A 25,721-nucleotide genomic window follows, 5' to 3' on the forward strand; every position below is an offset into this window, starting at 1 on the left:
TGCGTTTTACGCAGCGAATAGGCCCCCGACGGCATTCAGCAGTGGGCGATGGGGCGGGCGGCGAGCAGTTCGCCGTCGGCACGGGCGTCGAGCAGGAGCGGGATCAGGGCTCGCATCCCCTGGTTGAGCGGCACGATGCGGTCGCCGCCGCGCATGTACTGCGACCTGATGCCGTGCAACCCGAGTTCGTCCTTGATCTCGGTGTACTGGGCGGCCGTGAGGACGTAGCCGCACGGCGGGTTCGGCTCCACCTGGCCCGGAGTGGGCGCCTGGTTGTCCGCCCCGCCGAAGTACACCGGCCCGGACCGCACGGCCCGGCTGCGGGCGTTGGCGCGCTCGATCTCCGGCCCCTTCTCGGAGACGTACTTCAGCGTCCCGTTCACCGCGAGCAGGTGCGAGTCGACGCGTTTGCGTGGCGTGCCGGTGTCGTTGGTCTCCAGCAACAGTCCCATCGCGTGCTTCAGGCCCGCGGTGTTGCGCAGGATGCGTTCCTGGTGGTCGCCCGCGACCTGGCGGACCGGCTCACCGGTCACCGGGTCCACGTAGATCCCGTAGACGCCGCTGGTGCGCCCGGCGGCCTCGACCGCAGGCTTCACGTACGCGCGGGAAAGCGACTCCGACAGGTCGTGCACGGCCTTGGTGGCGTTGAGGTTGCGCGGCCACAGCCACAGCACGTCCTTGACGTAGTAGGGCTCGCTCGGGCCGAACTCGTGCAGGTCGTGGATCACGTCGGGCCGCCAGTCGCGGATCACCGCCGCGATGGCGCGGGCCTCGGCGGACTTCAGCAGCAGGTGGTCGCGGTTGATGTCGATGCCGCCGGAGTTGGTGCGCGTGTTCGCGACGCGGCCGTCCGGGTTGGCGTTCGGCACGAACAGGTACGTCACGCCGGGGCGGCGCGGGAGGTCGCGCATCGCGATCAGGCACGCCTCGCGGCCCGCCGGTTCGTCGCCGTGCTGGGAGCAGATGAACAGCACGACCGTGCGCGCTCTCGGACCGACCTGGACGAGCTGCACCGGGCGGCCCTGAGCGGTCGTGCCGATGCGTGTGGTCGGGAGGCCGAGGGCCGTCAGGTAGGCCTGTTCCTCGGACTCGGTGGTCCAGTTGCCGGTCTGCTCGAACCCGGTGCGCGGCGGTTCGGCGGCGTGAGCCGGTGTGGCACCGGCGATGATCAGTGCAAAGGCGATCAGGAGTCCCCTCATACGGGAGACGATGCCGCCTGTGTCAACCGTTTCGCGGTCCTGTTCCAGTCGAACCAGCCGTGGATCACCAAACCGGCGAACACCGTGTAGACCAAAGCGCTGAAGTACAGGTGCGACTGGATCTGCAGCGGTACGCCGACCGCGTCGACCGCGAGCCAGACCAGCCAGAACTCGACCAGCCCGAGGCCCTGCAGCGCGAACGCGAGCACGGTGCCCACGAAGATCGCGGCGTCCGGCCACGGCGCCCACGAGGCGTTCAACGCGTCCAGCACCAGCGCGAACGCGACCGTGCCGACGACGAACACCCCGACGATCGCCAGGCGCTCACGAACGGTGCCCTTGCGGACCACGACGCCGAAGATCGGGTCGCGGTGGCGCACCCACGCGTACCAGCCGTAGATCGCGATCAGCCCGACGACGACCTGTCGTGTGGCGAGTCCGCCCAGGCTCGACGACAGGTAGACGACGAAGAGCATCGCCACCGAGACGAGCTGCACCGGCCACGTCCACAGCGAGCGGCGCTGGGCCAGGAACACCACGGCCAGCGCGAGGACCTGCCCGATCAGCTCGGTGTAGGCGATCTTCTTCCCGAAGATCGTCAGACCCACCTCGTACCACACAGCCTGTTCCCCCTCGGTTCAGTCGTTGTACACCGACCGCCCCTACGTTCCCACGCATGTCATCTTCGTTAGCGCTGGCGCTGGTGCCTTTGTTCCTCGCGCCCACCGCCACCCCGGTACTCGAGCCGACCGCTGTGACACAGACGTTCGGCGAGCCCGCGGACGCGGACGACCCCGCGATCTGGGTGAACCCGGCGGACACCGAGCGCAGTGTGGTGCTCGGCACGCTCAAGGAGGGCGGGCTCGCGGCGTTCGACCTGAAGGGCCGCACCATCGGCGTGTACCCCGCGCCGCCCGCGCCGTCGCCGGACGCCAAGCCCGGCCGCTTCAACAACGTCGACGTTCTCGGTGACCTGGCATTCGTCAGCGACCGCGGGCGCGACCGGATCCGGGTGTTCCGCGTGGACGCCTCCGGCGCGCACGACGTGACGAACCCGAAGACCAAGCCGGTGTTCTCCGACGACGAGGACGAGGTCGACGAGCAGCGCAACGTCTACGGCCTGGCCGCGGGCACGGTCGGTGGCCGCGACGTCGTGGTGACGAGCCGTCGCAACGAGACCCGCATCGCGCTGCTGCACGTGGAGAAGGGTCGTCACGTCGACACGAAGGTCGTGTCCACGCTCGACCTGCCGAAGAAGTTCAAGCTGCCCAACGGTTCCACCTGGAAGCCGTGCGAGGAGCCCGGCGACGAGCCGCAGCTCGAGGGCATGGTGATCGACTCGGCCGCGGGCGTGCTGTACGCCGCGCAGGAGGACGTCGGCATCTGGCGGATTCCGTTGCGCGCCAAAGGCTTCGGCTCGCCCGAGCTGGTCGACAAGGTGCGCTCGTTCGGTGCGCCGATGAAGTACGACGAGGCAGGCGAGGAGTGCGTGGCCGACGGCCCGAACCCCGGTTTCGGCGGCCAGTGGCTCGAAGCCGACGCCGAGGGCCTGACGCTGTGGAACGACAAGCTGGTCGCGTCGAGCCAGGGCGACTCGCGGTTCGTGCTGTACCAGCGCAACGGCTTCAAGCCGCTGTCCGACTTCCGGGTCAAGGACGTCGAGCATTCGGACGGCGCCGCCATCGTGACGGGCAAGCTGAACCTGTTCGTCGTGCACGACGGCGAGCGTCCCGACGGAACCGGTTTCGCCTTCCTGCGCTGGTGATTACAGTGCCCGGATGGGGAGTCTGAGCCGGGACGAGCTGAACCGGGCACTGATCGAACGACAGATGCTGCGCGAGCGTGCTCCGTTGAGCGCGCTCGACGCCATCGAGTTCCTGGTGGGGATCCAGGCGCAGGAACCGATGTCGCCCTACGCCGGCCTGTGGTCCCGCATCACGGACTTCTCGTCCGACTCGCTCTCCTCGCTGCTGGAGTCCCGCCAGGCCGTCCGCCTGCTGCTGATGCGCGGCACGATTCACCTGGTCAGCGCCGCGGACTGCGTGGGCCTGCGGCCGTTGACGCAGGTGATCATGGACCGGCACATCGCGTCGCCGATGATCTCGAAGAAGCTCGCGGGCCTCGATCTCGACGAGGTCGTCGGCACCGCGCGCAAGCTGGTCGAGGCGCAGCCGGACACGCTCACCAACATCGGCAAACTCCTGGCCGAGCGCTGGCCCGGTTACGACCCGACGACGTTCGGCCTGCTGCTGCGGTGCGCGTTGCCGGCCGTGCAGATCCCGCCGCGCGGCGTGTGGGGACCGGGACTGCTGAAGCGTCCGGTCTGCACGACCGCCGAGGCGTGGCTCGGCCGGCCGCTGTCGGCGTTCTCCCTTTCGGACGTGGTCCTGCGGTACCTGGCCGCGTTCGGCCCGTCGTCCGTGATGGACATCCAGGCGTGGTGCGGGCTGACGAGGTTGAAGGAAGTCGTCGAAGGCCTGCGGGACCGGCTCGTGACGTTCACCTACGAGGGCCGTGAGCTGTTCGACCTGCCCGACGCACCTCGCCCGCCCGCGGACACGCCGCTGCCGGTGCGGTTCCTGCCGGAGTTCGACAACATCCTGCTGGCGCACGCCGACCGCGGCCGCGTTATCGCCGACGAACACCTGCCGCTGGTCATCGGCGGCAAGCGCACCGTGCTGATCAACGGCTACGTCGGTGCACAGTGGACGTTCAAGTCCGGTGACGTGACCGTCGACTACCTTTCCCCGCAACCGAAGAGCGTCCGCGCCGAGGTCGACGCGGAGGCCGAACGCCTGCAGGAGTTCCTCCGGACATGAACCTCGACGTGAAGTGGCACGCGGGCTGGCCGTCGGCGAAGCACGACCCGGCGCCGCCGATCCAGGTGCACTCCTACGACTCCCGGACGTTCATCCTGCGACAGAACAAGTCGGTGCACTACGAGGCGCCGTTCATGTTCCTGCTGCTGGGCACGCACACGGCGCTGCTGATCGACACGGGTGCGACCGCCGAGGAGGAATACTTCCCGTTGCGGGACACGGTTTCTACGTTGATCGGCGATCGCCGCCTGCAGGTGGTGCACACTCACGCGCACGGCGACCACGTCGCGGGCGACGGCCAGTTCACCGACGTGGTGGCGCCTACTTTGGACGCCGTGATCGAGTTCTTCGGCTTCACGGACTGGCCTTCGAACTCGGCGACGGTCGACCTGGGCGACCGGATCGTCGACGCGATCCCAGGGCCGGGCCACCAGGAGTCCGCGGTGGTGTTCTACGACCGGCAGACCGGGTTGCTCCTCACCGGCGACACGCTCTACCCCGGCCGACTCTACATCTTCGACTGGGACGCGTACGTCGCGACGATCGACCGGCTGATCGCCTTCTGTTCGGTCAACCCGGTGACCCACGTACTCGGCTGCCACATCGAGATGACCACCACGCCGGGCGTCGACTACCCGATCCGCACGACGTACCACCCGTCCGAGCCGCCACTGCAGCTGACCGTCGACCACCTGCGCGCGCTACGCGCGGCGTTGGACGAAACCGCCGGCGCCTACGGCCCGCACCCCTACCCCGACTTCATCGTGCAGCGAATGCACTGAGGGGGCCGCCCTCACGGACGGCCCCCTCAGCGGGTTCCTGCTACTCCGAAGCCGGCGGCATCGGCGTGCCCTGCGGCGGCGTAGGCGTGTTGTCCATGCCGCGCATGCCCGCGCTCACCGGCTGCTCCTGCGACCTGCGAGGCTGCGGCGCGCGACCGGGAGGCGCCTCGGCCTGCATGCGCTGAAGCCAGCCCTCCCACCGCTGCTGCATCGGCCGCACCAGACCGCCACCAACGCCGATGACGATCACGCCGGCGACCGTCGCGAGCACCGCGATCAGAACCGGCATCGTCACCGACACCGCGATGCCCAGCTGGTTCAGCGCCGCGATAACACCCAGCGCCATGATGAAGCCGTACGTGATGCCGCCCAGCATCTTCGTGTATGGCCGCGCACCCAGCGCGCCCTCGACGAGCCCGCGCATGGCCTTGCCGATGGCGGACGCGACCAGCACGAGCACCAGCGCCACGACGATGCGCGGCAGGTACGCGATGACATCGTTCAGCAACGCCGACACGGCGTTCCCGGTGCCGAACACCCCGAAGGCGAGCTGCAGCGCGATGAGCAACACGAAGTAGTAGACGATCTTGACGATCAGCCCGCTAGCGTCGATCGGGGACTGCGCCATAGCGCCGCCGAGGCCCGACTTCTCGACCAGGCGGTCGAAGCCGACCCTCTTCAGCAGGAACTCGACGCCCTTCGAAAGGGCCTTGGCGATGAACCAGCCGACGACCAGGACGAGCAAGAAACCGAGGAGCTTCGGGACGAACGTGGCCACCATGGCCCACGCCTGCCCGAGTCCTTCGGTGATTTGGGAGCCCACGGCGCCCTCCTCGGGTTCGTGTTGCGGTTGTTGTGTAGATCGTTTCGTGGTTCGACACGCCCGGCAACCGCGACACTGTGACACGAAAGGGTGGCTGACGTGGACTTACAGACGATCACCGTCCAGAGTGGAGTGACCGGTGGGGACCGGGGAGATGGAAGCGCCCGGCGCGGTCAACGCGCCGGGCGCTTCCGTTGTTCGGTGCCTTGCCTCGGCCTTGACTGCCGGTTCCGTACACGGTCTTTGGCTGCCGGTTGCGTGCGTGGTCACCTTTTGTCGGCTGCCGGTGTCGTGGGGCGCTGCGTCTTCCGGGGGCGCCTTCGGCGCCGCGATTGGGGCTTGACTTGGAACCTCAGGGGCGCTGTGTTCGATCCCTTCGGGCGGCGTGGTGGGCCGGCTCCGCCGGCAGATGCAAGATCTGCCGGCCCAACAAGGGCTACCACACCGCACCCCAAGTCAAGCCCCAATCGCGTTCCGTACGTGCCCACCAGACGCGCCCCACTCTGGGTGCGTGGTCGCCACCTTGGCTGCCGGTCCCGTGTGTGGTCGCCAGCGTTCGTGCCGGTGCCGTACGTGCCGCCTTCCCGCGCGAGTCTTACCGTCCGGACCCCCGAGTCTTACCGTCCGGCCCCCTGAGTCTGACGCTCCCGCACCCGATGCGCGCGAGTCGTACGTTCCCGACCACCGAGCCGTACCTTCCCGATCTGCGAGTCCTCAACCCAGCCCGCGCGAGCCCACCCATCCCCGCGTGTCGCCCACTCACGCCCCGGCGAGTTGCCCCTTCACCCACCAGCCAAATGCCGACTCAACCCCCGCCCATCCAGATAAGCCTGGATCGACTGCGACAAATCGGCCTGAACGGTCGGCTGCGGCGCCTCCCCATCCTTGGGCACGTCCGGCCGAGCATCCCCAGGACACTCAGAAGTCGACCCAGGCAACACCCCATCGATCAGATACCGATCGACCCGCTCATCCACACACTTGTTCCCACCGCCGTAAAGCCCGTGCTTCCCCTCATCCACAACGGTGATCAGGTTGTTCCCCAACCGGGAAGCCATAGCGGGACCGGACGCGTACTGCGTCTGGGTGTCCCCCTCCGACTGCACGATGACCCCGACCGGGTACCCGTTGCGCAGAACCCGAACAGGGGGCTCCGGCGGCACAAACGAACGGAACGTGCACGTCATAGGCGCCGCCCGGACGATGCCGAACCCGAACGGGTAGCGATCACGGAACGTTCGCATGTCCTCGTAGTAGGTCTCGACATCGGTGGGCCAGTCCGACTCACAGGTCACAGTGTCGAAGACACCGGACCGCAGGTCGGAAATCCCGGTGCGAGCCAACAAGGAAGCCGCCTTGGCACCCTCGACCGCAGGCTTCTCCCCCGCCCGCAGCTTCCCGACGATCGTGGCCAGATCAGACCACAGTGGACGGTAGCGGGCGCCGACACCGACGGCTCCGTCGAAGGACGAACGGTTGTGGTCGCCGATCGGCTTCGTCAGCAACGCCGAAGCCACCTTCTCGACCTCGGTCAGGACCTCGGCAGGAGTCTTCCCCAACGAGAAAGCCCCGTTGCGCTCGGACACCCACGCCGCCCACGCCTCGACGTCGCGGCGGTACGCGACGGCCTGCGCCTTGAACTGGTCGCGCCACACCCACTCCGGATGCACGGACGAGTCGAGCACGCTGCGGTCCAGGCGCGCCGGGAACAGCGTGCCGTAGACGGCGCCCAGGTAGGTCCCGTAGGAGTAGCCGAGGTAGTTGATCTTCGGTTCACCCAGGGCGCCTCGGACGACGTCCATGTCGCGGGCGGTGTTCGCGGTGCTGATGAACTGGCGGATGCCGCCTGCGGAACGAGCGCACGCCTCCTCCGCCTCGCGCGCCTCGGCGGCCCACTTCGGGAAGTCGGCGTCCGCCGGGCGGGAGTCGGGGGTGGCGATGACCGGGGACTCGCGGCAGTTCAGGGCCGTGGAGCCGCCCACGCCGCGCGGGTCGAAGCCGATCAGGTCGTAGACGTCACCGACGGCCGCCTTTTCCAGGAAGACGGGCATGCTCAGGCCTGAGCCTCCGGGACCACCCGGATTGGTGAACAGAACGCCACGCCTGCGGTCCGCCGCGCGGGCCTTCGAGCGGCTGATGACTAGCGAGATGCGGTCGCCGGCGGGCTTGGCGTAGTCGAGGGGTGCGACGAGGGTGGCGCACTCCAGCGCGGAGAGCTTGCCCGAGCACTGCTTCCACTCGACCTTCTGCTGGTAGAACTCGGCGAGCGGATCTGGCGGGTCCGCTGACGCGGTCGTGCTCACCAGCATGAGCGCGACCACACCGATGCCGATTGCCGAAATCCTCCGCAAGACCCAATACCTCCGCGCCGGTGAACCAAATCACCCGCGACGGTATGGCTCCCAAGGGGGCTTTTCAGGTTCTGTCACTCGACCCGGTGACAGCACCTAGGCTGTGGGAATGAGCAGCACAGCCGGGGCGCACGAGGGCACACCTGGGCTGTCCCCGCGCACGATGCGCAAGCTGGAGCGCGCGTCGGGCAACCTGGCCGCGACCAGCGTCGCGGAGATGGAGAACCGGCTGCCCTGGTTCCGGCGCATGCCCGCCGACCAGCGCGCCAGCGTGTTGCTGCTGATCCAGAACGGCGTCGCGGGGTTCGTTTCCTGGCTGCACGACCCCGAGCAGTCGATGAGCCTGAGCGCGGAGGCGTTCCGCAGCGCGCCCAAGGACATCTCCCGCTGGGTCAGCCTGCGGCAGACCGTCGAGCTCGTGCGGATAGCGCTGGAGCTGTTCGAGCAGCAGCTGCCCGTGCTCGCGGGCAACGACCAGGAGCGCATGTTCCTCACCGAGGGCGTCCTGCGGTACGGCCGGGAGATCGCCTTCTCGGCCGCGACCAGCTACGCGGCGGCCGCCGAGGCGCGCGGTGCGTGGGACGCCCGGCTGGAGGCCCTGGTCGTGGACGGGATCGTCCGCGGCGACCCCGAGGAGGCTCTCCTCAGCCGGGCGGCCGCGCTCGGCTGGGACCCCGCCGCCCAGGCGACGGTCGTCGTCGGCAACCCCAACTCGGAGGACCCGCAGGAGATCATCTACGGCGTTCGCAGCAAGGCCGCCCGCCTGGGCCGCGCCGTGCTGCTGAGCGTGCAGGGGTCACGGCTGGTCGTGGTGCTGAGCGGACCGACCGACCCCGTCGAGGAGGTGCTTGCCAAGATCGCCGAGGCGTTCGGCGACGGGCCCGTGGTCGCGGGACCGACGACCGCGAGCCTCGCCGAGGCGCACCGCAGCGCCAGTGACGCGCTCAGCGGGTTGCGGGCCGTGGTCGGCTGGCCGGGTGCGCCCAGGCCGGTGCGATCCGTCGACCTGCTGCCGGAACGGGCGCTGGCGGGTGACCCCGAGGCCGAGTGGCAGCTCGTCGACCGCGTCGCGCGGCCGCTGGAGGACGCGGGCGGGTCGCTGCTGGAGACGGTCGACGCGTTCCTCGAGGTCGGCGGGGTGCTGGAGACCTGCGCACGCAAGCTCTTCGTGCACCCCAACACCGTGCGCTACCGGTTGCGCCGCATCCACGAGCTCACCGGGCGAAACGCCCATGATCCCCGTGACGCTCTGGTGTTGCGCGTCGCACTCAGCGTTGGGCGGCTCGCCCGAGCGCGCGGACTGTGGTGAGAGGCACACCAGTCCGAACGAGTGATTGAGTCGGTTGTCAACAACGCACGACGTCGTGCAACGTTCACAACCAGGTCACTTTTGTAGGGAAGCTACAAAGACGATCGTTGTACTTCGTGGTCTGCGGCATCACTGGGAGCGCACGCGACCAGCTTTAGTGAACGCGTGATCGCACTCCTCGCCCCCGGACAAGGGTCGCAGACGCCCGGCATGCTCACCCCCTGGCTCGAAGTCGAGGGGGCCGAAGAGCAGCTCCGGAAGTGGTCGGAGATCGCGAAGCTCGACCTCGTGCGGCTGGGCACCACCGCGGAGGCCGAGGAGATCGTCGACACCGCGGTCACGCAGCCGCTCGTCGTGGCGTCCGCGCTGCTGGCCTACCACCAGCTGCGCACCCGGATCGACCTCCCCGAGGACGTCATCGTCGCCGGTCACTCCGTCGGTGAGCTCGCCGCCGCGGCGATCGCCGGCGCACTGAGCGCGGACGACGCCGTCGCGCTCGCCGCCACGCGGGGCCGGGAGATGGCCGCCGCGTGCGCCCTCGCGCCGACCGGCATGGCCGCCGTGCTCGGCGGCGAGGAGGCCGACGTGCTCGCTCGCCTCGAGGAGCTGAACCTGGTGCCCGCCAACCGCAACGGCGCGGCGCAGATCGTCGCCGCCGGTCCGCTGGAGGCGCTGACCAAGCTCGCGGAGAACCCGCCGGAGCGCGCCAAGGTGCGGGCGCTCAAGGTCGCGGGCGCGTTCCACACGCAGTACATGGCCCCGGCCGAGGAGGCGCTGCGCCAGCAGGCCGCCGGTCTGGCCACGCACGACCCGGAGAAGGCACTGCTGTCCAACGCCGACGGCGGGTTCGTCACCGACGGCGCCGAGGTGCTGAGCCGCCTCATCGCCCAGGTGACCCGCCCGGTCCGCTGGGACAGCTGCCAGGAGACCCTCGCCGCCAAGAACGTCCGCGCCGTGATCGAGCTGCCCCCGGCGGGCGCGCTCACCGGCCTTGCGAAGCGCACGCTCAAGGGCACCCCCACCCTCGGCCTGAAGACGCCGGCTCAGCTCGACCAGGTCACCGACCTGCTGAACACCGCCGCGGAGGCCGATCAGTGACGCAGTTCAGGATTCCCGTTCCCGTCGCGGGGACCCGAATCATGGGGCTGGGCAGCTACCAGCCCGAGAACGTCGTGAGCAACCACGACCTCGCCGCTCGCATGGACACCAGTGACGAGTGGATCCGCGAACGCGTCGGCATCGTGAACCGCCGCGTCGCCGACAAGGACGAACTGCTCGTCGACATGGCCGTCACCGCCGGTTCGAAGGCGATCGCGGACGCCGGCCTCACCCCGTCCGACATCGGCGCCGTGATCGTCGCCACGTGCACCATGCCGACCCCGATCCCGAACGCCGCCGCGCAGGTCGCCGACCGCATCGGTGTGAAGGAAGCGCCCGCGTTCGACCTGAACGCCGCGTGCGCCGGCTTCTGCTACGCGCTGGGCGTCGCCTCGGACATGGTCCGCGCGGGCACGGCGAAGCACGTGCTGGTGATCGGCGCGGAGAAGCTCTCCGACTGGGTCGACCCGGACGACCGCTCGACGGCGATCATCTTCGCCGACGCCGCGGGCGCCGCGGTCGTGGGCCCGAGCGACGAGGCTCACATCGGCCCCGTTGCCTGGGGCAGCCGAGGCGATCTCGTCGAGGCCATTACGATCAAGGACCGGGTGTCGTTCGTGCACCAGGAGGGCCAGTCGGTCTTCCGGTGGGCGACCACCCAGATCGCACCCGTGGCGCTTCGCGCGGTCGAACTGGCGGGCATCGAGCCGTCCGAAGTGGACGTTTTCGTGCCGCACCAGGCGAACCTGCGAATCGTCGAAGCGGTCGCCAAGCGCCTGCACGCCAAGGGGGCGCGGCAGGACATGGTGATCGCACGAGACATCGTCGAGTCCGGCAACACCTCCTCCGCCTCGATCCCCATGGCACTGGACCACATGAGGGCAGCGGGCGAGATCTCCTCCGGAGATGTGGTGCTGCTGGTCGGATTCGGCGCGGGCCTGTCCTATGCAGGCCAGGTGGTCCGGTGCCCATGAGTATCGATGACGGAAAGGGAACAACAGTGAGCAACGAGGACATCACGAAGGGTCTTGCCGAGATCGTCGAAGAGGTCGCCGGCGTCACCGCTGCCGACGTCACCGTCGACAAGTCCTTCGTGGACGATCTCGACATCGACTCGCTGTCCATGGTCGAGATCGCCGTCCAGGCCGAGGACAAGTTCGGCGTGAAGATCCCGGACGACGAGCTGGCCAACCTCAAGACCGTGGGCGATGCGGTGAACTACATCGCCGCCAACGCATGAGTTCAAACATCGACGTCGTCATCACCGGGCTGGGTGCCACCACCCCGCTCGGTGGTGACGTCACGTCCACCTGGGACGCACTGCTCGCCGGCAAGTCGGGGGTCCGCCCCCTGACCCACGAGTGGGTCGAGAAGTACGACCTGCCGGTGAAGATCGCCTCCCAGCTCGTCGTGGACCCGACCGAGGTGCTGCCTCGCGTCGAGGCCCGGCGGCTGGACCGGTCGGAGCAGGTCGCGGTCGTCGCGTCCCGGCAGGCGTGGGCCGACGCCGGTCACGGCGACGACACCGTCGACAAGCAGCGGCTCGCCGTGATCATCGGCACCGGCATCGGTGGCGCGATCACCCTGCTCACCCAGGACGACCTGCTCGAGCAGCAGGGCCTGCGCAAGGTGTCGCCGCTGACCGTCCCGATGCTGATGCCCAACGGCCCGGCCGCGCACGTCGGTCTCGAGCTGAAGGCTCAGGCCGGTGTGCACGCCCCGGTTTCGGCGTGCGCTTCGGGCGCCGAGGCGATCGCCTGGGCGTTCCGCATGATCAAGTCGGGCGAGGCCGACGTCGTGGTCGCCGGTGGCGCGGAAGCGTGCATCACCGCGATCCCGGTCGCCGGTTTCTCCCAGGCCCGCACGATGAGCACCCGCAACGACGAGCCGGAGAAGGCCTCGCGCCCCTTCGACGTCGGGCGGGACGGCTTCGTGCTCGGTGAAGGCGCCGGTGTCATGGTGCTCGAGCGGGCGGACTTCGCCGAGGCTCGCGGCGCCAAGATCTACGGCCGGCTCGCCGGCATCGGCACCAGTGCCGACGGCTACCACATCACCGCACCGGACCCCGAGGGTGTGGGGCAGTCACGGGCGATCGCCGCGGCATTGCGCAGCGGTGGCATCGACCCGGCCGACGTCGGCCACGTGAACTGCCACGCCACCTCGACCCCGGTCGGCGACGTGGCCGAGACCGTCGCCATTCGCAAGGCCATCGGCGACCACCCGGTGCTGACCGCCCCCAAGGGCGCGCTCGGTCACCTGCTCGGTGCCGCCGGAGCGGTGGAAGCCATCATCACGGTCCTCTCGATCCGTGATGGTGTCGTGCCGCAGACGCTGAACCTGGACAACCTGGACCCCGCGGTTCTGCTCGACGTCGTGGCCGGTGAGCCGCGAAAGGTCAAGCTGGACGCGGCCGTCAACGACTCGTTCGGCTTCGGCGGGCACAACGTCGCGCTCGCCTTCACCCCGGCCTAGTTCGCACTAGGTCGGGGTGAGGCCCCCTCTCTTCTCGTTGAGGAGCTTTCGCGATGACCGCTGCCCTGAAACTGGATCTCGACGCCCGTGACCCCGAGATCCGGCTAGGTTCCCTACTCGACGAGGGCAGCGTCGCCCCACTACAACCGCGTGACGACAGCGGCATGTTCGCGGTTCGCGGTCGCATCAACGGCACCAAGGTCGTCGCCTACTGCAGCGACGCCACGCGCATGGGCGGCGCACTGGGTTCTTCCGGGTGCCGGCACGTGGTCGAGGCGATCGACCTGGCCGTGCGCGAACGCTGCCCGGTGATCGGCGTCTGGCACTCCGGCGGCGCCCGCCTGCCCGAGGGCGTCGAGTCGCTGGACGGCATGGGCCAGATGTTCGCGGCGATGATCCGCGCGTCCGGCCGCATCCCCCAACTCTCAGTCGTAGTCGGACCGGCCGCCGGTGGCGGCGCCTACGGCCCGGCGCTGACCGACCTAGTGATCATGGCGCCGTCCGGCAAGGTCTTCGTGACCGGACCGGACGTGGTCCGCTCGGTGACCGGCGAACAGATCGACATGGACGGCCTCGGCGGTGTCGACGCACACGGCAAGTCCGGCGTGGTGCACGTGACGGCCTCCGACGAGCTCGACGCCTACGCGCGTTGCCGCCGCCTGGTGCGCCTGTTCGCCCAGCCCGGCCTGTTCGAGTCCGTGGCCGACGGTGTCGACCTGCGAGCTTTGCTGCCCGCGTCGCCGCGGCGCGCGTACGACGTGAAGCCGTTGGTGTCGGGGTTGCTGGACTCCGACTCGTTCGAGGAGATCCAGGCGCGCTGGGCGCCGAACATCGTCGTCGGGCTGGGCCGGCTGGGTGGCCGCGCGGTCGGCGTGATCGCGAACAACCCGATCCGCAAGGGCGGCTGCCTCGATTCGCTGTCGGCGGAGAAGGCCGCGCGGTTCGTGCGCATGTGCGACTCGTTCGGCGTGCCGCTGCTGGTGCTCGTGGACGTGCCCGGCTACCTGCCCGGCGTGGGCCAGGAGTGGGGCGGCGTCGTGCGGCGCGGCGCCAAGCTGCTGCACGCGTTCGGCGAGGCCGTGGTGCCGCGCGTGACTCTCGTGCTGCGCAAGTCCTACGGCGGCGCCTACATCGCGATGAACTCTCGGTCTTTGGGTGCCACCCACGTGTTCGCGTGGCCCGACGCCGAGGTCGCCGTCATGGGCGCCAAGGCCGCTGTCGGGATCCTGCACCGCAAGAAGCTGGCCGCGGTGGCTCCGTCGGAACGCGAGGCTCTGCACTCACAGCTGGCCGAGGAGCACTCACGCATCGCGGGTGGTGTCGAGCGCGCCATGTCGATCGGTGTTGTCGACGAGGTGATCGACCCTCGGACGACTCGGCGGCGGCTGGCCGAGGCGCTGGCGGCCGCTCCGGCTGGGCGGGGGGCGCACGCGAATATTCCGCTCTGAGCGTATTTGATCAAGGCTTACGCTTGCGGTGGCTCAAAACTGTCAGACCTCGGCGGTACGCTTAGTGCAATTTGAAGCGCGCGGGGGCAGCTACGGGCGGCGCTCGGGCAGTGCATCTGGCGCGGTGCGTTCGGAGCGGGCGCGGAAGGCAGCAGAGCGCAAGCGGGCGCGGATAGCAGCGGGGCGCGCGAGCGGAAGTGGACAGCAGCGACGGCGTAAGGCGCGGAGACAGCAAGCACGCGCGGCAGCGCCCGGCGTGCGAGGCGCGTGGGCGGCTACGGCGTCACAGCACCGCTCACGCGAGGGCAGCGACGGCGTCAAGCGACGCGAGCGAGCGCCGACGCGAGCAGTCTCAGCGCGCGAGCGGGCTCCAGGCGGGGCGGGAGCGGCCGCGGCGTCAGCGCCGACGCAGACTGTCAGACCCCGCCGGTACGCTGAGGTGAGTGCGGAAGTACGCGGGCAGCGACGGCGTCAGCACCGCTCGCGCTGGGGCAGCCCAACCTCGGCCCCCAGGTCGAGACGCAGCTCCTGGTCCTCCCACACCAGCGGGTAGACCACGCGCCAGCGGATGCAGCCCTCCTGCATGTCCGGCGGCCCCTTCGAGGGGTCCTGGGTGCTGACGAGGTTCATCAGCACCCGCACCCGGTCAGCGGACGCGTCGGACTCGATGCGCTGCACGACGATGCTGCCGTCGCGGGTGGTGGAGTACCCGCTGAGGAACTGGTCGCGGCTGGTCTTGCGGCGCTCCTTCGTGACCGTGGAGCGCCACTTGTCGTAGTCGTGCTCGTTGATCGCGTCGAAGTAGTGCTGCAGCACGGCCTGCACGCGCTGGCTGTCCGGGTGTGCGAACGCGTCCACGCTGAGCCGCACCTCGCCGTCACCGGGCAGGTCCGCGGGCGACACCGACGGGGTGGTCTGCACGATCGGCGAACCCTTGGCCTCCGGTGGCCGTTGGTACAGCTCGCGCACGACCAGGCCCGTGCCCAGCGCCGCACCCGTGATCACCACCACGGCCGGCACCAACCAGCGGCTCGTCCCCATCCTTCGAGCGTAACGGCCCTGGGCGGCCTCCCCGCCGCGAGGTACACGAAATCGCCCATACCGCAGTGCGCGAATCACGTAAACATAGCCTTTTAACCATATTTCAGGTTAAGCATTTTCCAGATTGACGAACTGACGGTTAGTGGCATACGAGATGCAACTTGCATGCAGCCGCACGTTGTTTGCGCGGGAAATTACTGAGCAGTAATCCCATACTCCGAATGAGTACGACCGTAGTAACGAATACCGCCGAAAGGCTCATTCAAACCCGCAATGGATCCCACTTGAGAACTCACCCGACCGGCCCACACACCACGCGCCGTGTTCGACACTTGCACCCACGTAACTATGCATCAGGTTTCACCTGGAATAGACCTGGTAAAGACACTAAACCAAAGTAGAACCAGAGCGTTCCGTTAGGCACGCGAAGCGTCTGAGCACCCCAAATGCCGAAATAGTAAACCTTGCATCCGGGTGATGCGGACCCAAACGCGATCACCCAGAGCGATATACCGGCGAGTAGCGCGAGCCGGAGCCCTCACGATCGGCCCATCCATATAACTCGTACGGCGGATTGGCCATTGCGGACCGATTGTGTGTGAATATGCCGCATCACCAATTGCACGGTGAAAGCGGAGGGGAATTCGGTGGATCTCAGATACGAGGCGTACTGCTTCGCGGACCGGCAGTTCTACGATCTGCAGAACGGTGCCGAATCTGAGCTGCCGAATGACGACTTCTCGCACGTTCTGCCCGATCTGCCCGACAACTGGACCCAGGTCGACCGCAACGTCTGGCGGCACCAGCACCCCAATGGCGTGACCCTGCCCAACCAGGGCTGGAAGATGCACGTCTCGGCCGGTTTGGACAACGCCGAACGCGTGCTCAAGGCCACCTACGCCTACTGCGTCGAGCGCCGGATCCCGTTCAAGTACCTGCGCACGTTGTCGATCGTGCTGGCGCGCAACTCCAAGTACGCGCCCCGCGAGGGCAGCGGCAAGCTGATCACGATCTACCCCGGCGACGAGGCGCAGCTCGAACGGATCTGCACGGAGCTCGGCGAGGTGCTCGCCGGCGAACACGGCGCCTACATCCTGAGCGACCTGCGGTACGGCAAGGGGCCGCTCTACGTGCGCTACGGCGGGTTCGTCGAGCAGTGGCTCGAGGTCGACGGGCAGCAGGTGCTCGCGATCGAGGATGCCGACGGCGTGCTCGTGCCCGACAAGCGCAAGCCCGTGTTCAGCGTTCCGGAGTGGATCAAGCTGCCCGAGTTCCTCGCACCGCACCTCGCCGAGCGCAACTCGGGCGACCGCGACGCGTTCCCGTACGACATCACGAGGTCGCTGCACTTCTCCAACGGCGGCGGCGTCTACCTGGCCACCCGCAAGTCCGACAAGAAGCAGGTGGTGCTCAAGGAAGCACGGCCGCACGCCGGGCTGGACCGTGAGGGCCGCGACGCCGTGGCGCGGCTGGAGCGCGAGCACGAGATCCTCACCCGGCTCGCCGGCACCCCAGGCGTGCCCGAGGTGTACGACCGGTTCTTCGAGTGGGAGCACCTGTTCGTCGCGATGGAGTTCATGCCCGGCATCTCGCTCGGGCAGTGGCTCGGCCAGAACTACCCGTTGACGCACAAGGACGTCACCGACGAGAAGCTCACCAAGTACCGGGAGCGCGCGCTCGCGATGGTCGACCGCGTCGAGCAGCTGATCTCCAGGGTGCACGAACGCGGCGTGATCTTCGGCGACCTGCACACCCTGAACATCCTGGTCGACGAGGACGACTCGGTGTCGCTGATCGACTTCGAGCTCTCCTCGACGATCGAGGACCCGCACCGCCCGACGCTCGGCGCGCCCGGTTTCCAGTCCCCCGCGGACCGGACCGGCTTCGAAATCGACGAGTACCCGCTGGCCGCGTTGCGGCTGTGGCTCTTCCTGCCGCTCAACGCGGTGGTGGAGCTCGCCCCGGCGAAGCTCGCCGAGCACGTCGCCGTGATCAAGCAGAAGTTCGGGCTCGGCGACGAGTACTGCGAGCGGATCCTCACCACGCTCACCCCGCGCGTCGACCCGCCCACCGACACGGGGTTCACGCCGTTCGACGACCCGGAGCCGGACTGGAAGGTCATCCGCAAGTCGATCGCGACGGCGGTGCTCGCCAGCGCGACGCCGCACCGCGAGGACCGGCTGTTCCCCGGCGACATCGAGCAGTTCGAGGTCGGCGGCACGTGCTTCGGCTTCGGCGCCGCCGGGGTACTGCACGCGCTCGCCGAAACCGGCGAGGGCCGCTACCCCGAACACGAGGACTGGCTGGTCAAGGCCGTACTGCGGGACCCGCCGAAGCAGCCCGGATTCTTCACCGGGGCGCACGGCATCGCGTACGTGCTGGAGAACTTCGGACACCACGACGTCGCGACCCAGCTGATCGAGTCATACCCGCCGCTCGTGGAGAAGACCAACGACCACGGGCTCAGCGCGGGTCTCGCGGGCATCGGGCTGAACCTGCTGCACTTCGCCGACACCCGGCGCGATCCGGCGTTCGAGGTGCGGGCGACCGAGCTCGCCGAACGACTGGCGACGCAACTAGCCGCCGCACCCCCGGCCGGCGGCAAGGCGCGGGCCGGACTGCTCCACGGCTGGTCCGGACCCGCGCTGCTCTTCCTCAGGTTGTTCCAGCGCACCGAGGAACGACGCTGGCTGCGACTCAGCGAGCAGGCGCTGGAGCGGGACCTGAGCGAGTGCGACGTCGCGCTGGACGGTTCGCTGCAGGTGCGCGACGGCAACTTCCGGACGCTGCCCTACGTCGACATCGGCGGCGCGGGCATCGCACTGGTGCTCATCGAGCTGGCCAAGGCCGACCCCGAAAACCCCTGTGCGGCAAAGATTCCCGCGCTGCTGAGCGGGTGCACCGGCGAGTTCGTCATCCAGCCGTCGTTCATGCTCGGACGGGCGGGCCTGCTCGCCACGATCGCGCACGAGCTGCGCCGGCGGCCCGACGACCGGCTGAGCCGCGCGCGGGACCACCACCTGACCGCGCTCGGCTGGCACGCCGTGCACTGGGGCGGCGGCATCGCGTTCCCCGGCATCCAGCTGCGGCGGCTCTCCATGGACCTCAACACCGGTGGCGCGGGCATCCTGCTCGCCATCGCGTCCGCTGTGGACGGCACACCACCACTGCCCTTCCTGGGCACCAAGACCCCGGCTCCACCACAGACACCCTCTGTTCTGGGCCGGTAGCAGTAAAAGACCGATCCCTCTATGAAGGAGAAAGTCATGGGTTTCATCCTCGACATGCAGGACCTCGAGACGCCTGAGGCGCCGGCCAACGCGATGGCGTCGGGTGGCGGCGGTGGCGGCGGCAGCACCACCGCGTCCAACGCGTCGCTGCTCCTGCCCTGCAGCCACTCCACCGTGAGCCTGCTGGCCTGCTGACCTGCAGCACACTGAAATGTCGAGGTAGGTGAGCGGCGTAGGCGAAGTACGCCGCTCACCCACCCGATGGGGGTCCGACAGCCATCCCGCTGCCGGGCCCCTTGTCATGATGCGCCCCCAGTTCGGCGGGAGGAACACGGATGGCGAAACCCGGCGACACGCTGCTGGCCTCGGTGGCCCGGCGGGACCACCGGCCGTGGCTGCTCGTGCTCAACGCGGGCGTGGCGACCGCGGCCGGACTGCTGTTCCCCACGGCGCTCGCGAACACCGTGGACATGGCGATCGGCGGCCGGTTCGTCCTCACCACCGTGCTGTGGCTGATGTTGCTGGCGGGCACCGAGATCGTCGGTGACGCCATCGGGATCGTCCTCGCCGCGACGATCACCAGCCGAGCCACCGCGTGGCTGCGGCACCGCCTCTCCAAGCACCTGCTCGCGCTGGGACATCCCGCGCCGTTCCCCGCGGGTGACGCGGTCAGCCGGATGACCGGAGACTGCGCGAACGCGGGCGGCCTCGCCGTGCTGGTGGTCAACATCGGCATCGCGGTCGTGACGTCGTGCGGCGCGATCGTCGCACTCGCCCTGCTCGACTGGCGGCTCGCGGTCGTGTTCGCGGTCAGCGTTCCACTGGCATTGTTGCTGGTCCGCACGCACATGCGGCTCACCGCCGACGACGTCCTCGCCTACCAGGAGGTGTCCGGTGAGGTGTCGGCGCGGCTGCTCGACGCGGTGACCGGTCTGCGCACGATCACCGCGTCCGGCATCGCCTCCCGGGAGACGGCCCGCGTCCTCGAACCGCTGCCACGCCTGCACGCCGCGGGCGGAGGCATGTGGCGCACCCAGGCGAAGATGATGTGGCGCGCGGGGCTCCTGCTGCCCGCCGTGGAGCTCGCCGTGCTCATCGCCGCCGGTTTCGGCGTGATGGCGGGCCGGCTGACCATCGGCGAGGTGCTCGCCGCACTCGGGTACGCGGCGCTGGGCATGGGCGTCATCGGCCAGGTGCCCCAGCTGACCGCACTGGAACGAACCCGCGCCAGCGCGACGCGGCTGGCCGAGGTGCTGGACCGGCCGGTGTCCCGGCGCGAAACCCCCGGACTGCCACCGGGCCCCGGCGAGGTAGTGCTGCGCGGCGCCGGCGTGACCGGTGCGCTGCACGACGTGGACCTGACCATCCCGGCCGGACTGCTGACGGCGGTCGTCGGACGCTCGGGTGCGGGCAAGTCGGCACTGGCCGCCGTGATCGGCGGTCTGTCCGATGTGGACACCGGTGAGGTGCTGGTGGACGGCGTGGCCGTCGAGGCTCTGCCCCGGTCCGCCGTGGGGTACGCGTTCGAACGTCCCACCCTGCTGGGTGCCACGGTCAGTCGTTCCGTCACGTACGGAACCGACGCCACACCGGACGACGTGCGCTCGGCCTGCGTCGCTGCTCAGGTGCACGACGTCGTGATCCGGCTGCCACTGGGATACGACACGCCCATGCAGGACACACCGTTGTCCGGCGGCGAGGCGCAACGACTGGGGCTCGCCCGCGCGATCGTGCGCGCGCCGCGGGTGCTGGTGCTCGACGACGCCACGGCCAGCCTGGACACCGTCACCGAGTCCAAGGTGGACAGTGCCATCACCTCGGAGCTGTCCGGGCGCACCAGGGTCGTGGTGACCCATCGTGCCGCCACGGCGGCGCGCGCCGACCTCGTGGTGTGGCTGGAGGACGGCCGCGTGCGCGGCACCGGCACGCACGACGAGCTGTGGCGCCACGACGGCTATCGCGCTGTTTTCACCGGAGGCGAATAGATGCGGTTCTACCTCTCCGTACTCGCCGGGCACCGGCGCGGTGTGCTGATCCTGCTGGCCTGGTCGGTGCTGGAGGGCGTCCCCGCGTTCCTCGGCGGCCGCCTCGTCGGCCACGCCGTCGACAACGGCTTCGCGGTGGGCAAACCGTGGACCGGTGTCAGCTGGCTGCTGGTGTTCGCCGCGGTCGCGGTGGTCGGCGCCCTGGGCCAGCGCCAGGTGTTCGCCCGGCTGGGCACGGTGGTCGAGCCGATGCGCGACGCGCTGGTGACCGCCGTGGTGCACGGTGTGCTGCACAACCCGGTCTCACACCGCCGCCTGCCGGACGCGAGCGCGGTCGCGCGGATCACCCGGCACGTCGAGGTCGTGCGCGACGCGACGGCCGGGGTGCTGATCCAGGCCCGCGCGCTGGTGGTCACGACGGTCGCCGCGCTGGTCGGCCTCGCCACGACCGCCGGGCCGATCGCCTGGCTGGTGACGATCCCGGTGGCGGCCTCACTCGTGCTGTTCGGCCTGCTGCTGCCCTCACTCGCCCGCAGGCAACGCGACGCCGTGCTCGCCGAGGAGCACACCGCCGAGCAGACGGGCACCGTGCTGACCGGCCTGCGGGACGTCGTGGCGTGCGGCGCGGAAGCCGAGGCGGCACAGGACATCGCGCGCGAGGTCGACCACCAGGCGCGCACGACCGTGCGGGTCGCGTGGTCGAATGCCTTGCGCGGCACGGTGATCGCGCTCGGCGGGCTCCTGCCGGTGGTGCTGCTGCTCTGCATCGCACCCGGCATGGTCGCGCGCGGTTCACTGTCGTCCGGCGCGGTGCTGGCGGCGGTGGTCTATCTGACGCAGAGCGTGCATCCGGCCCTGCGTGGGCTGGCCAACACGACCAGCACGGTGGTGCTCCGGCTGATGGTCGCGCTGCGCCGGCTCGCCGAGGCCGCGCCCACGCCGGTGGAGCAGGACGGCAAGGAGGTGCCCGCCGGCACGGAGGTCACCGTCCGGGGCCTGACGTTCGGCTGGAGCGCGCACGCCGAGCCGGTCGTGCGCGATCTGGACCTGGACCTGCGCCCCGGCGACCACCTCGCGGTGGTCGGGCCCAGCGGCATCGGCAAGTCCACTGTGGCCGGCCTGCTGACCGGGATCATGACGGCCGAGCGGGGCACGATCCTGTTCGGCGGAGTGGCGATGCACCGGGTGACGCCATCGGTGCGCCACCACTCGATCGCGCTGATCCCGCAGGAGGCCTACGTGTTCACCGGGACCGTCCGGGAGAACCTGGCGCTGCTCGCGCCCTGGGCGTCCGATTCCGATCTGGTGGACGCCGTGACGGCCGTGGGCGCCGGTCCCCTGCTGCAACGCCTGGGCGGGCTCGACGCGCGGCTCGGCCACGCGGGCGAGGGTCTTTCCGCTGGTGAGGCGCAACTACTCGCGCTGGCCAGGGTCTACGCGACGAACGCGTCCGTGGTGATCCTCGACGAGGCGACCTCGCACCTCGACCCGGCCGCGGAGGCGCGCGCCGAGCTGGCGTTCGCCGCTCGGGGCGGCATCCTGATCGTGATCGCGCACCGGCTCAGCTCGGCGTTGCGCGCGGACCGGGTGCTGGTCATGGACGGTGGCGCACCGCTGCTCGGTGCGCACGCCGACCTGCTGAAGAGCTCCACTTTGTACGGTCAGCTGATGCTGGCGTGGGATCCCACGCACTCCGACCCCGAGGTCAGCCGACCCGATGGAGCCAGGTGACGGGAGCGCCGTCGCCCGCCCTGCGGAACGGTTCCAGCGCGTCATCCCACGCGGCACCAAGGAGTTCGTCCACGCCGTGCGCGAACGACTCGCCGCCGCGGCTGCGGGCGGCCAGCGCGCGGAGCTGGTCCTCGGACACCACGATGTCGCCGTTCGCGCTGGTGCGGGCATGCCACAGCCCTAGTACGGGCGCGAAACAGAAGCGTTCGCCGTCGGTGCCGGGGGAAGGTTCCTCGGTCACCTCGAAGCGGAGCATGGGCCACGCGCGCAACGCGGCCGCGAGTTTGGCGCCTGTGCCGGAATCTCCGGTCCAGGCGCATTCAGCGCGCAACTGGCCTGGTGCCGCGGGTTGCGCCGCCCATCGGAGGTCCACTCGTTCACCGAGGGTGCCCGAGATCGCCCACTCGACGTGCGGACAGACCGCAGACGGCGACGAGTGGACGTAGACCACGCCACTGGTGCTGCCACGGGTGCTCACTGCTGACCTCCGCTACTCGACGAGGGACGTCTTCCCCTACGGCCTGTCGAGCGAAGCGATCTTCGGTGAAACCCGTTCGCTGCATTCTGCCTTGCCTGGGCGGTTGTCCGCCATAAGAACCAGCACGATCATCACCCGACCGGGTCAGATCCGGGACTTTAGGCCCCGAGAACCCGGCCGGGTGATACGCGATCGTGATCTAGATTGCGTTTACCGCGGCGACGACATCGACTAGGCCCGTACCCTTGTCGAAGCTGGTCACGTACGGACCCACCTGCTGGTACCCGGTTCCGTACTTGTAGGCCGAGGACTTGAGCGCGCGCTCGATGTCCGCGGGCGTCGCGTTCGGACGGGCTTGGAACAACTGTGCGACGATCCCGGTGATGTGCGGGGCCGCCATCGAGGTGCCGCTGATCGTGTTGAACGTGCCGATGTCGAGCAGGCCGGGGCCGTTCTGCGGCTTGAGGCCCGTCGAGCAGATCAGCAGGTACGGCCGGCACGACGACGTGATGTTCTCACCGGGCGCGGAGATGTCCGGCCACGTCGAGGGGTCGGTCTTGAGGCCGCGCGAGGAGAAGTCGGACAGCGTGCCGTTGCGCGTGCCGGTGTCCTGGTCGTTGTAGGACGCCACCGAGATCACGCCCGGAGTCGGGTCCTGGCCGGGCGGGTTGGACAGGTTCGCCGACCCGTCGCCACCGTCGTTGCCGTTCGCCCACACCGTGACGACACCCTCGGCCGCCAGCGCGCGCTGCAGCTTCGCGGTCACCGAGTTCGGGTCGAACCTGCCACCGCCGGACGGGCCGTACGAGTTGTTGATCACCTTGATCGGCGGGCACACGGTCGGCGACACACCCGCGCCGCACGGCGCGTTGTGGTGCTCCAGCACCCAGTTCAACGCCGCGTCGGCGCCGATGATCAGCAGCGCGGCACCCGTGGAGATCACGACGGCCTTGGCGCCGGGCGCCGCGCCGTGGACCACCGGGCCACCCGAGATCTGCACGTCGTTGCCGACCGCGATGCCCGTGACGTGCGTGCCGTGCCCACCGACGGACAGGGTGTCGGTGTCGGTCGACGTCGGCACGTCGACGATGCAGTTCGTCGCACTGCTGTTCTCGTCCAGGCACGTGCTCTTCAGGTTGCGGACGATCTTCGACGAGCCGTCCGGCAGCTTGAACGACGGGTGCGTCGGGTCGACGCCCGAGTCGATGATCGCGACCGAGACGCCGCGGCCGTCGAGGCCGAGCGTGTTGCGCGCCTCCAGGCCGCGCGTCGCGACGTGCGAGGTGGAGCCGAAGAACTTGATCGCCCGGTTGGCCTCGACCTGCGTGACGCCGGGGTTGAGCCGGGCCGAGCTGACCTGGGCCGATGTGCCCCGCGCGGCGACGACACCGATCTTGCGGAAACTGGTGATCTTGGTCAGTCCGGAGTTCTGTACTGCCTGTTCGGCGGAACCGATGTCGGTTGCGTGCACGAACACGGTGTCGAGCGTCAACGCTGACGCGTACGGGGCGGATACGGCCACGAGCGCGGCGGCGAGCAGGGTGGCGCGTTTGTACATGGACCCTCCGTGAACATCGATAGGCAATACACCTAACGAGTGATCCACTATCAGGTGACGGCTGTCACGGATTGTCTCAAGACGCGGATACGACGGCCCGAACACACCCCGTAGCGCTACGGTGACCTGCCTTCACAGAAAGGTGTTGGAGTAGTGAGGCTGATCCGGTTGGGCGCCGAGCCCTCGGCCGTTGGCGCGGACGTGCGGGCCGCGCTGACCACGTGGGGTGTCGGCAACGAGATCGTCGGCGGCGTCGCGCTGCTCGGCGTGCAGCCACCGGACTGCCCTCGCGCGCTCGACGCCGTCGTCGTCCTCCCGCGCGGCGTGCTGGTGATCGTCGGCGTAGACCTGCCCGATCCCGCCGTGCGCCTGGAGGCGCCGCTGGCCGGCCAGTGGAAGATCGACGGCTGGCCGCTGGTGAGCCCGGACGGCACGCCCAACCCGGCGACCGAGGCCGTCGAGGCGGCGACCGCGGTCGCGCACCGCATCCAGGCGATGCGCGCCGAGCCGCTGCCGGTGAGCACGGTCGTCGCGGTCGGCCCGTTCGTGAAGCAGGTGGTCCAGCCGACTGTCGACCTCAACCGCGGCGTCCGCGTGCTGCACCCCAAGCCGACCTCATTGATCTCCGCCGCGCGCGAGCTGGCCACGTCGTCGCTGCCGTGCGGCGTCGAACACGCGGCCCGGCTGCTGGCCGTGCTGTCGCCGACCGGCACGCCGCCGAAGGTCCCCGAGCTGCTCGCCGAAGGGTTCTCGGACGCCGTGACGCCGGACCTGGCGTCCGCGAGCACCATGCTGATCCCAAAGATCACCGACGCCAGACCGAAGGCACGCAAACGCTTGCCGACGACCTTCTCCCAATGGTCGGTGTGGGCGGCCGGCGCGGCGCTAGTCGTGATCCTGGTGGTGTTCGTGCTGGTCATGTCGTTACGCGACGGCGACGACACCGCGTCCGCCACCGCCTCCTCGGCTCCCCCGCCACAACCGACGACGGTCGTCGTGGACGGCACGAGCTTCACTCCCGTCACCGCCCGCAAGGACAACGACTGCGCGGGCCAGGCCTACGGCGACGTGAAGGCGTGGCTGATCGCGAACGAGTGCCGCGACGTCCAGCGCGCGCAGTACGAGACGGCCATCAACGGCAAGAAGGTCACCGTCGTGGTGTCCGCACTGGACGTGGTAGACGGTCCCAGCGCACAGGCGTTCCACGGCGTGATCATGGCCCCCGGCTCCGGCGGCATCAACGGCCTGGACGGAAAACCCTTGGAGCGCGCGGCTTTCACGTCGTCGATCAAGGGCACGCGCGTCTACATCGCCCAGGCGGTCTGGTCCGGCGGTGCGGGCGACCCGACGCTGGACGCGGTCGCGAAGCAGGCACTGCGCCTGCCCGCGCAATAGCC

At 69.4% G+C, this 25,721-nt stretch carries 21 protein-coding genes; 14 read left to right on the top strand and 7 right to left on the bottom strand.

Annotated elements, in window-relative coordinates:
- Positions 1-35: 35 nt before the first annotated feature.
- Positions 36-1,199 (bottom strand): M14 family zinc carboxypeptidase, encoded by a 1,164-nt coding sequence (locus tag QSK35_RS30050; RefSeq protein ID WP_285750929.1) that lies wholly within the window; start codon positions 1,197-1,199, stop codon positions 36-38.
- On the bottom strand, positions 1,196-1,819 hold the full coding sequence (gene pnuC / locus QSK35_RS30055; protein ID WP_285750930.1) for a nicotinamide riboside transporter PnuC: 624 nt from the start codon (positions 1,817-1,819) through the stop codon (positions 1,196-1,198). The genes QSK35_RS30050 and pnuC overlap by 4 nt, the downstream gene beginning before the upstream one ends.
- Positions 1,820-1,875: 56 nt before the next feature.
- On the opposite strand from pnuC, the gene QSK35_RS30060 reads away from it, so the two are divergent.
- The 3 genes from QSK35_RS30060 to QSK35_RS30070 are packed head-to-tail and all read left to right on the top strand — an operon-like array spanning position 1,876 to position 4,800.
- The gene (locus QSK35_RS30060; RefSeq protein ID WP_285750931.1) at positions 1,876-2,964 is read left to right on the top strand and encodes a phytase; all 1,089 of its coding nucleotides are present in this window, start codon (positions 1,876-1,878) and stop codon (positions 2,962-2,964) included.
- A 13-nt stretch (positions 2,965-2,977) separates the two neighbouring features.
- Positions 2,978-4,018, top strand: a complete 1,041-nt coding sequence (locus QSK35_RS30065) for a winged helix DNA-binding domain-containing protein (RefSeq protein ID WP_285750932.1) — start codon at positions 2,978-2,980, stop codon at positions 4,016-4,018.
- Positions 4,015-4,800 (top strand): MBL fold metallo-hydrolase, encoded by a 786-nt coding sequence (locus QSK35_RS30070; protein ID WP_285750933.1) that lies wholly within the window; start codon positions 4,015-4,017, stop codon positions 4,798-4,800. The genes QSK35_RS30065 and QSK35_RS30070 overlap by 4 nt, the downstream gene beginning before the upstream one ends.
- 40 nt (positions 4,801-4,840) lie before the next feature.
- Here QSK35_RS30070 and QSK35_RS30075 read toward each other — a convergent pair whose 3' ends face one another.
- Both QSK35_RS30075 and QSK35_RS30080 read right to left on the bottom strand, forming a co-directional pair.
- The gene (locus QSK35_RS30075; RefSeq protein WP_285750934.1) at positions 4,841-5,623 is read right to left on the bottom strand and encodes a mechanosensitive ion channel family protein; all 783 of its coding nucleotides are present in this window, start codon (positions 5,621-5,623) and stop codon (positions 4,841-4,843) included.
- Positions 5,624-6,405: 782 nt separating this feature from the next.
- Positions 6,406-7,974 (bottom strand): alpha/beta hydrolase, encoded by a 1,569-nt coding sequence (locus QSK35_RS30080; RefSeq protein WP_285750935.1) that lies wholly within the window; start codon positions 7,972-7,974, stop codon positions 6,406-6,408.
- A gap of 109 nt (positions 7,975-8,083) precedes the next feature.
- Between QSK35_RS30080 and QSK35_RS30085 the strand changes: the two genes are divergently transcribed.
- The 6 genes from QSK35_RS30085 (at position 8,084) to QSK35_RS30110 (ending at position 14,301) form a co-directional block, all read left to right on the top strand.
- Positions 8,084-9,283, top strand: coding sequence for a PucR family transcriptional regulator (locus QSK35_RS30085; protein WP_285750936.1), 1,200 nt, complete (start codon positions 8,084-8,086; stop codon positions 9,281-9,283).
- A 165-nt stretch (positions 9,284-9,448) separates the two neighbouring features.
- Entirely contained in the window at positions 9,449-10,381 is a 933-nt protein-coding gene (locus tag QSK35_RS30090) for an ACP S-malonyltransferase (protein ID WP_285750937.1), read from the top strand.
- A 41-nt stretch (positions 10,382-10,422) separates the two neighbouring features.
- Entirely contained in the window at positions 10,423-11,355 is a 933-nt protein-coding gene (locus tag QSK35_RS30095; RefSeq protein WP_285751132.1) for a beta-ketoacyl-ACP synthase III, read from the top strand.
- Complete coding sequence (locus tag QSK35_RS30100) at positions 11,352-11,621, top strand: acyl carrier protein (RefSeq protein WP_285750938.1); 270 nt, start codon at positions 11,352-11,354, stop codon at positions 11,619-11,621. The genes QSK35_RS30095 and QSK35_RS30100 overlap by 4 nt, the downstream gene beginning before the upstream one ends.
- Complete coding sequence (gene fabF / locus QSK35_RS30105; RefSeq protein ID WP_285750939.1) at positions 11,618-12,853, top strand: beta-ketoacyl-ACP synthase II; 1,236 nt, start codon at positions 11,618-11,620, stop codon at positions 12,851-12,853. Before QSK35_RS30100 ends, fabF begins: the two co-directional genes overlap by 4 nt.
- A 53-nt stretch (positions 12,854-12,906) precedes the next feature.
- Complete coding sequence (locus tag QSK35_RS30110; RefSeq protein ID WP_285750940.1) at positions 12,907-14,301, top strand: acyl-CoA carboxylase subunit beta; 1,395 nt, start codon at positions 12,907-12,909, stop codon at positions 14,299-14,301.
- A gap of 471 nt (positions 14,302-14,772) precedes the next feature.
- Here QSK35_RS30110 and QSK35_RS30115 read toward each other — a convergent pair whose 3' ends face one another.
- On the bottom strand, positions 14,773-15,342 hold the full coding sequence (locus QSK35_RS30115) for a hypothetical protein (protein WP_285750941.1): 570 nt from the start codon (positions 15,340-15,342) through the stop codon (positions 14,773-14,775).
- A gap of 647 nt (positions 15,343-15,989) precedes the next feature.
- Between QSK35_RS30115 and lanKC the strand changes: the two genes are divergently transcribed.
- The 4 genes from lanKC to QSK35_RS30135 all read left to right on the top strand — a co-directional run bounded on the left by lanKC (position 15,990) and on the right by QSK35_RS30135 (position 22,288).
- Positions 15,990-18,572, top strand: coding sequence for a class III lanthionine synthetase LanKC (gene lanKC / locus QSK35_RS30120; RefSeq protein ID WP_285750942.1), 2,583 nt, complete (start codon positions 15,990-15,992; stop codon positions 18,570-18,572).
- A 36-nt stretch (positions 18,573-18,608) separates the two neighbouring features.
- Positions 18,609-18,767: a SapB/AmfS family lanthipeptide gene (locus tag QSK35_RS30125; RefSeq protein ID WP_285750943.1), complete on the top strand. Its 159-nt coding sequence runs from the start codon at positions 18,609-18,611 to the stop codon at positions 18,765-18,767.
- 140 nt (positions 18,768-18,907) lie between these two features.
- Complete coding sequence (locus QSK35_RS30130) at positions 18,908-20,557, top strand: ABC transporter ATP-binding protein (protein WP_285750944.1); 1,650 nt, start codon at positions 18,908-18,910, stop codon at positions 20,555-20,557.
- Positions 20,558-22,288, top strand: coding sequence for an ABC transporter ATP-binding protein (locus QSK35_RS30135; RefSeq protein WP_285750945.1), 1,731 nt, complete (start codon positions 20,558-20,560; stop codon positions 22,286-22,288).
- Here QSK35_RS30135 and QSK35_RS30140 read toward each other — a convergent pair.
- Both QSK35_RS30140 and QSK35_RS30145 read right to left on the bottom strand, forming a co-directional pair.
- Entirely contained in the window at positions 22,263-22,766 is a 504-nt protein-coding gene (locus QSK35_RS30140) for a DUF3145 domain-containing protein (protein WP_285750946.1), read from the bottom strand. The two genes, QSK35_RS30135 and QSK35_RS30140, sit on opposite strands and share 26 nt — an antisense overlap.
- Positions 22,767-22,965: 199 nt before the next feature.
- On the bottom strand, positions 22,966-24,324 hold the full coding sequence (locus QSK35_RS30145) for a S8 family peptidase (RefSeq protein WP_285750947.1): 1,359 nt from the start codon (positions 24,322-24,324) through the stop codon (positions 22,966-22,968).
- Between the two features lie 153 nt (positions 24,325-24,477).
- Between QSK35_RS30145 and QSK35_RS30150 the strand changes: the two genes are divergently transcribed.
- Positions 24,478-25,719, top strand: coding sequence for a hypothetical protein (locus tag QSK35_RS30150; protein ID WP_285750948.1), 1,242 nt, complete (start codon positions 24,478-24,480; stop codon positions 25,717-25,719).
- Positions 25,720-25,721: the final 2 nt, after the last annotated feature.

This window comes from Lentzea sp. NBRC 105346, assembly GCF_030269605.1.
In the GTDB taxonomy this organism is placed as follows: domain Bacteria; phylum Actinomycetota; class Actinomycetes; order Mycobacteriales; family Pseudonocardiaceae; genus Lentzea.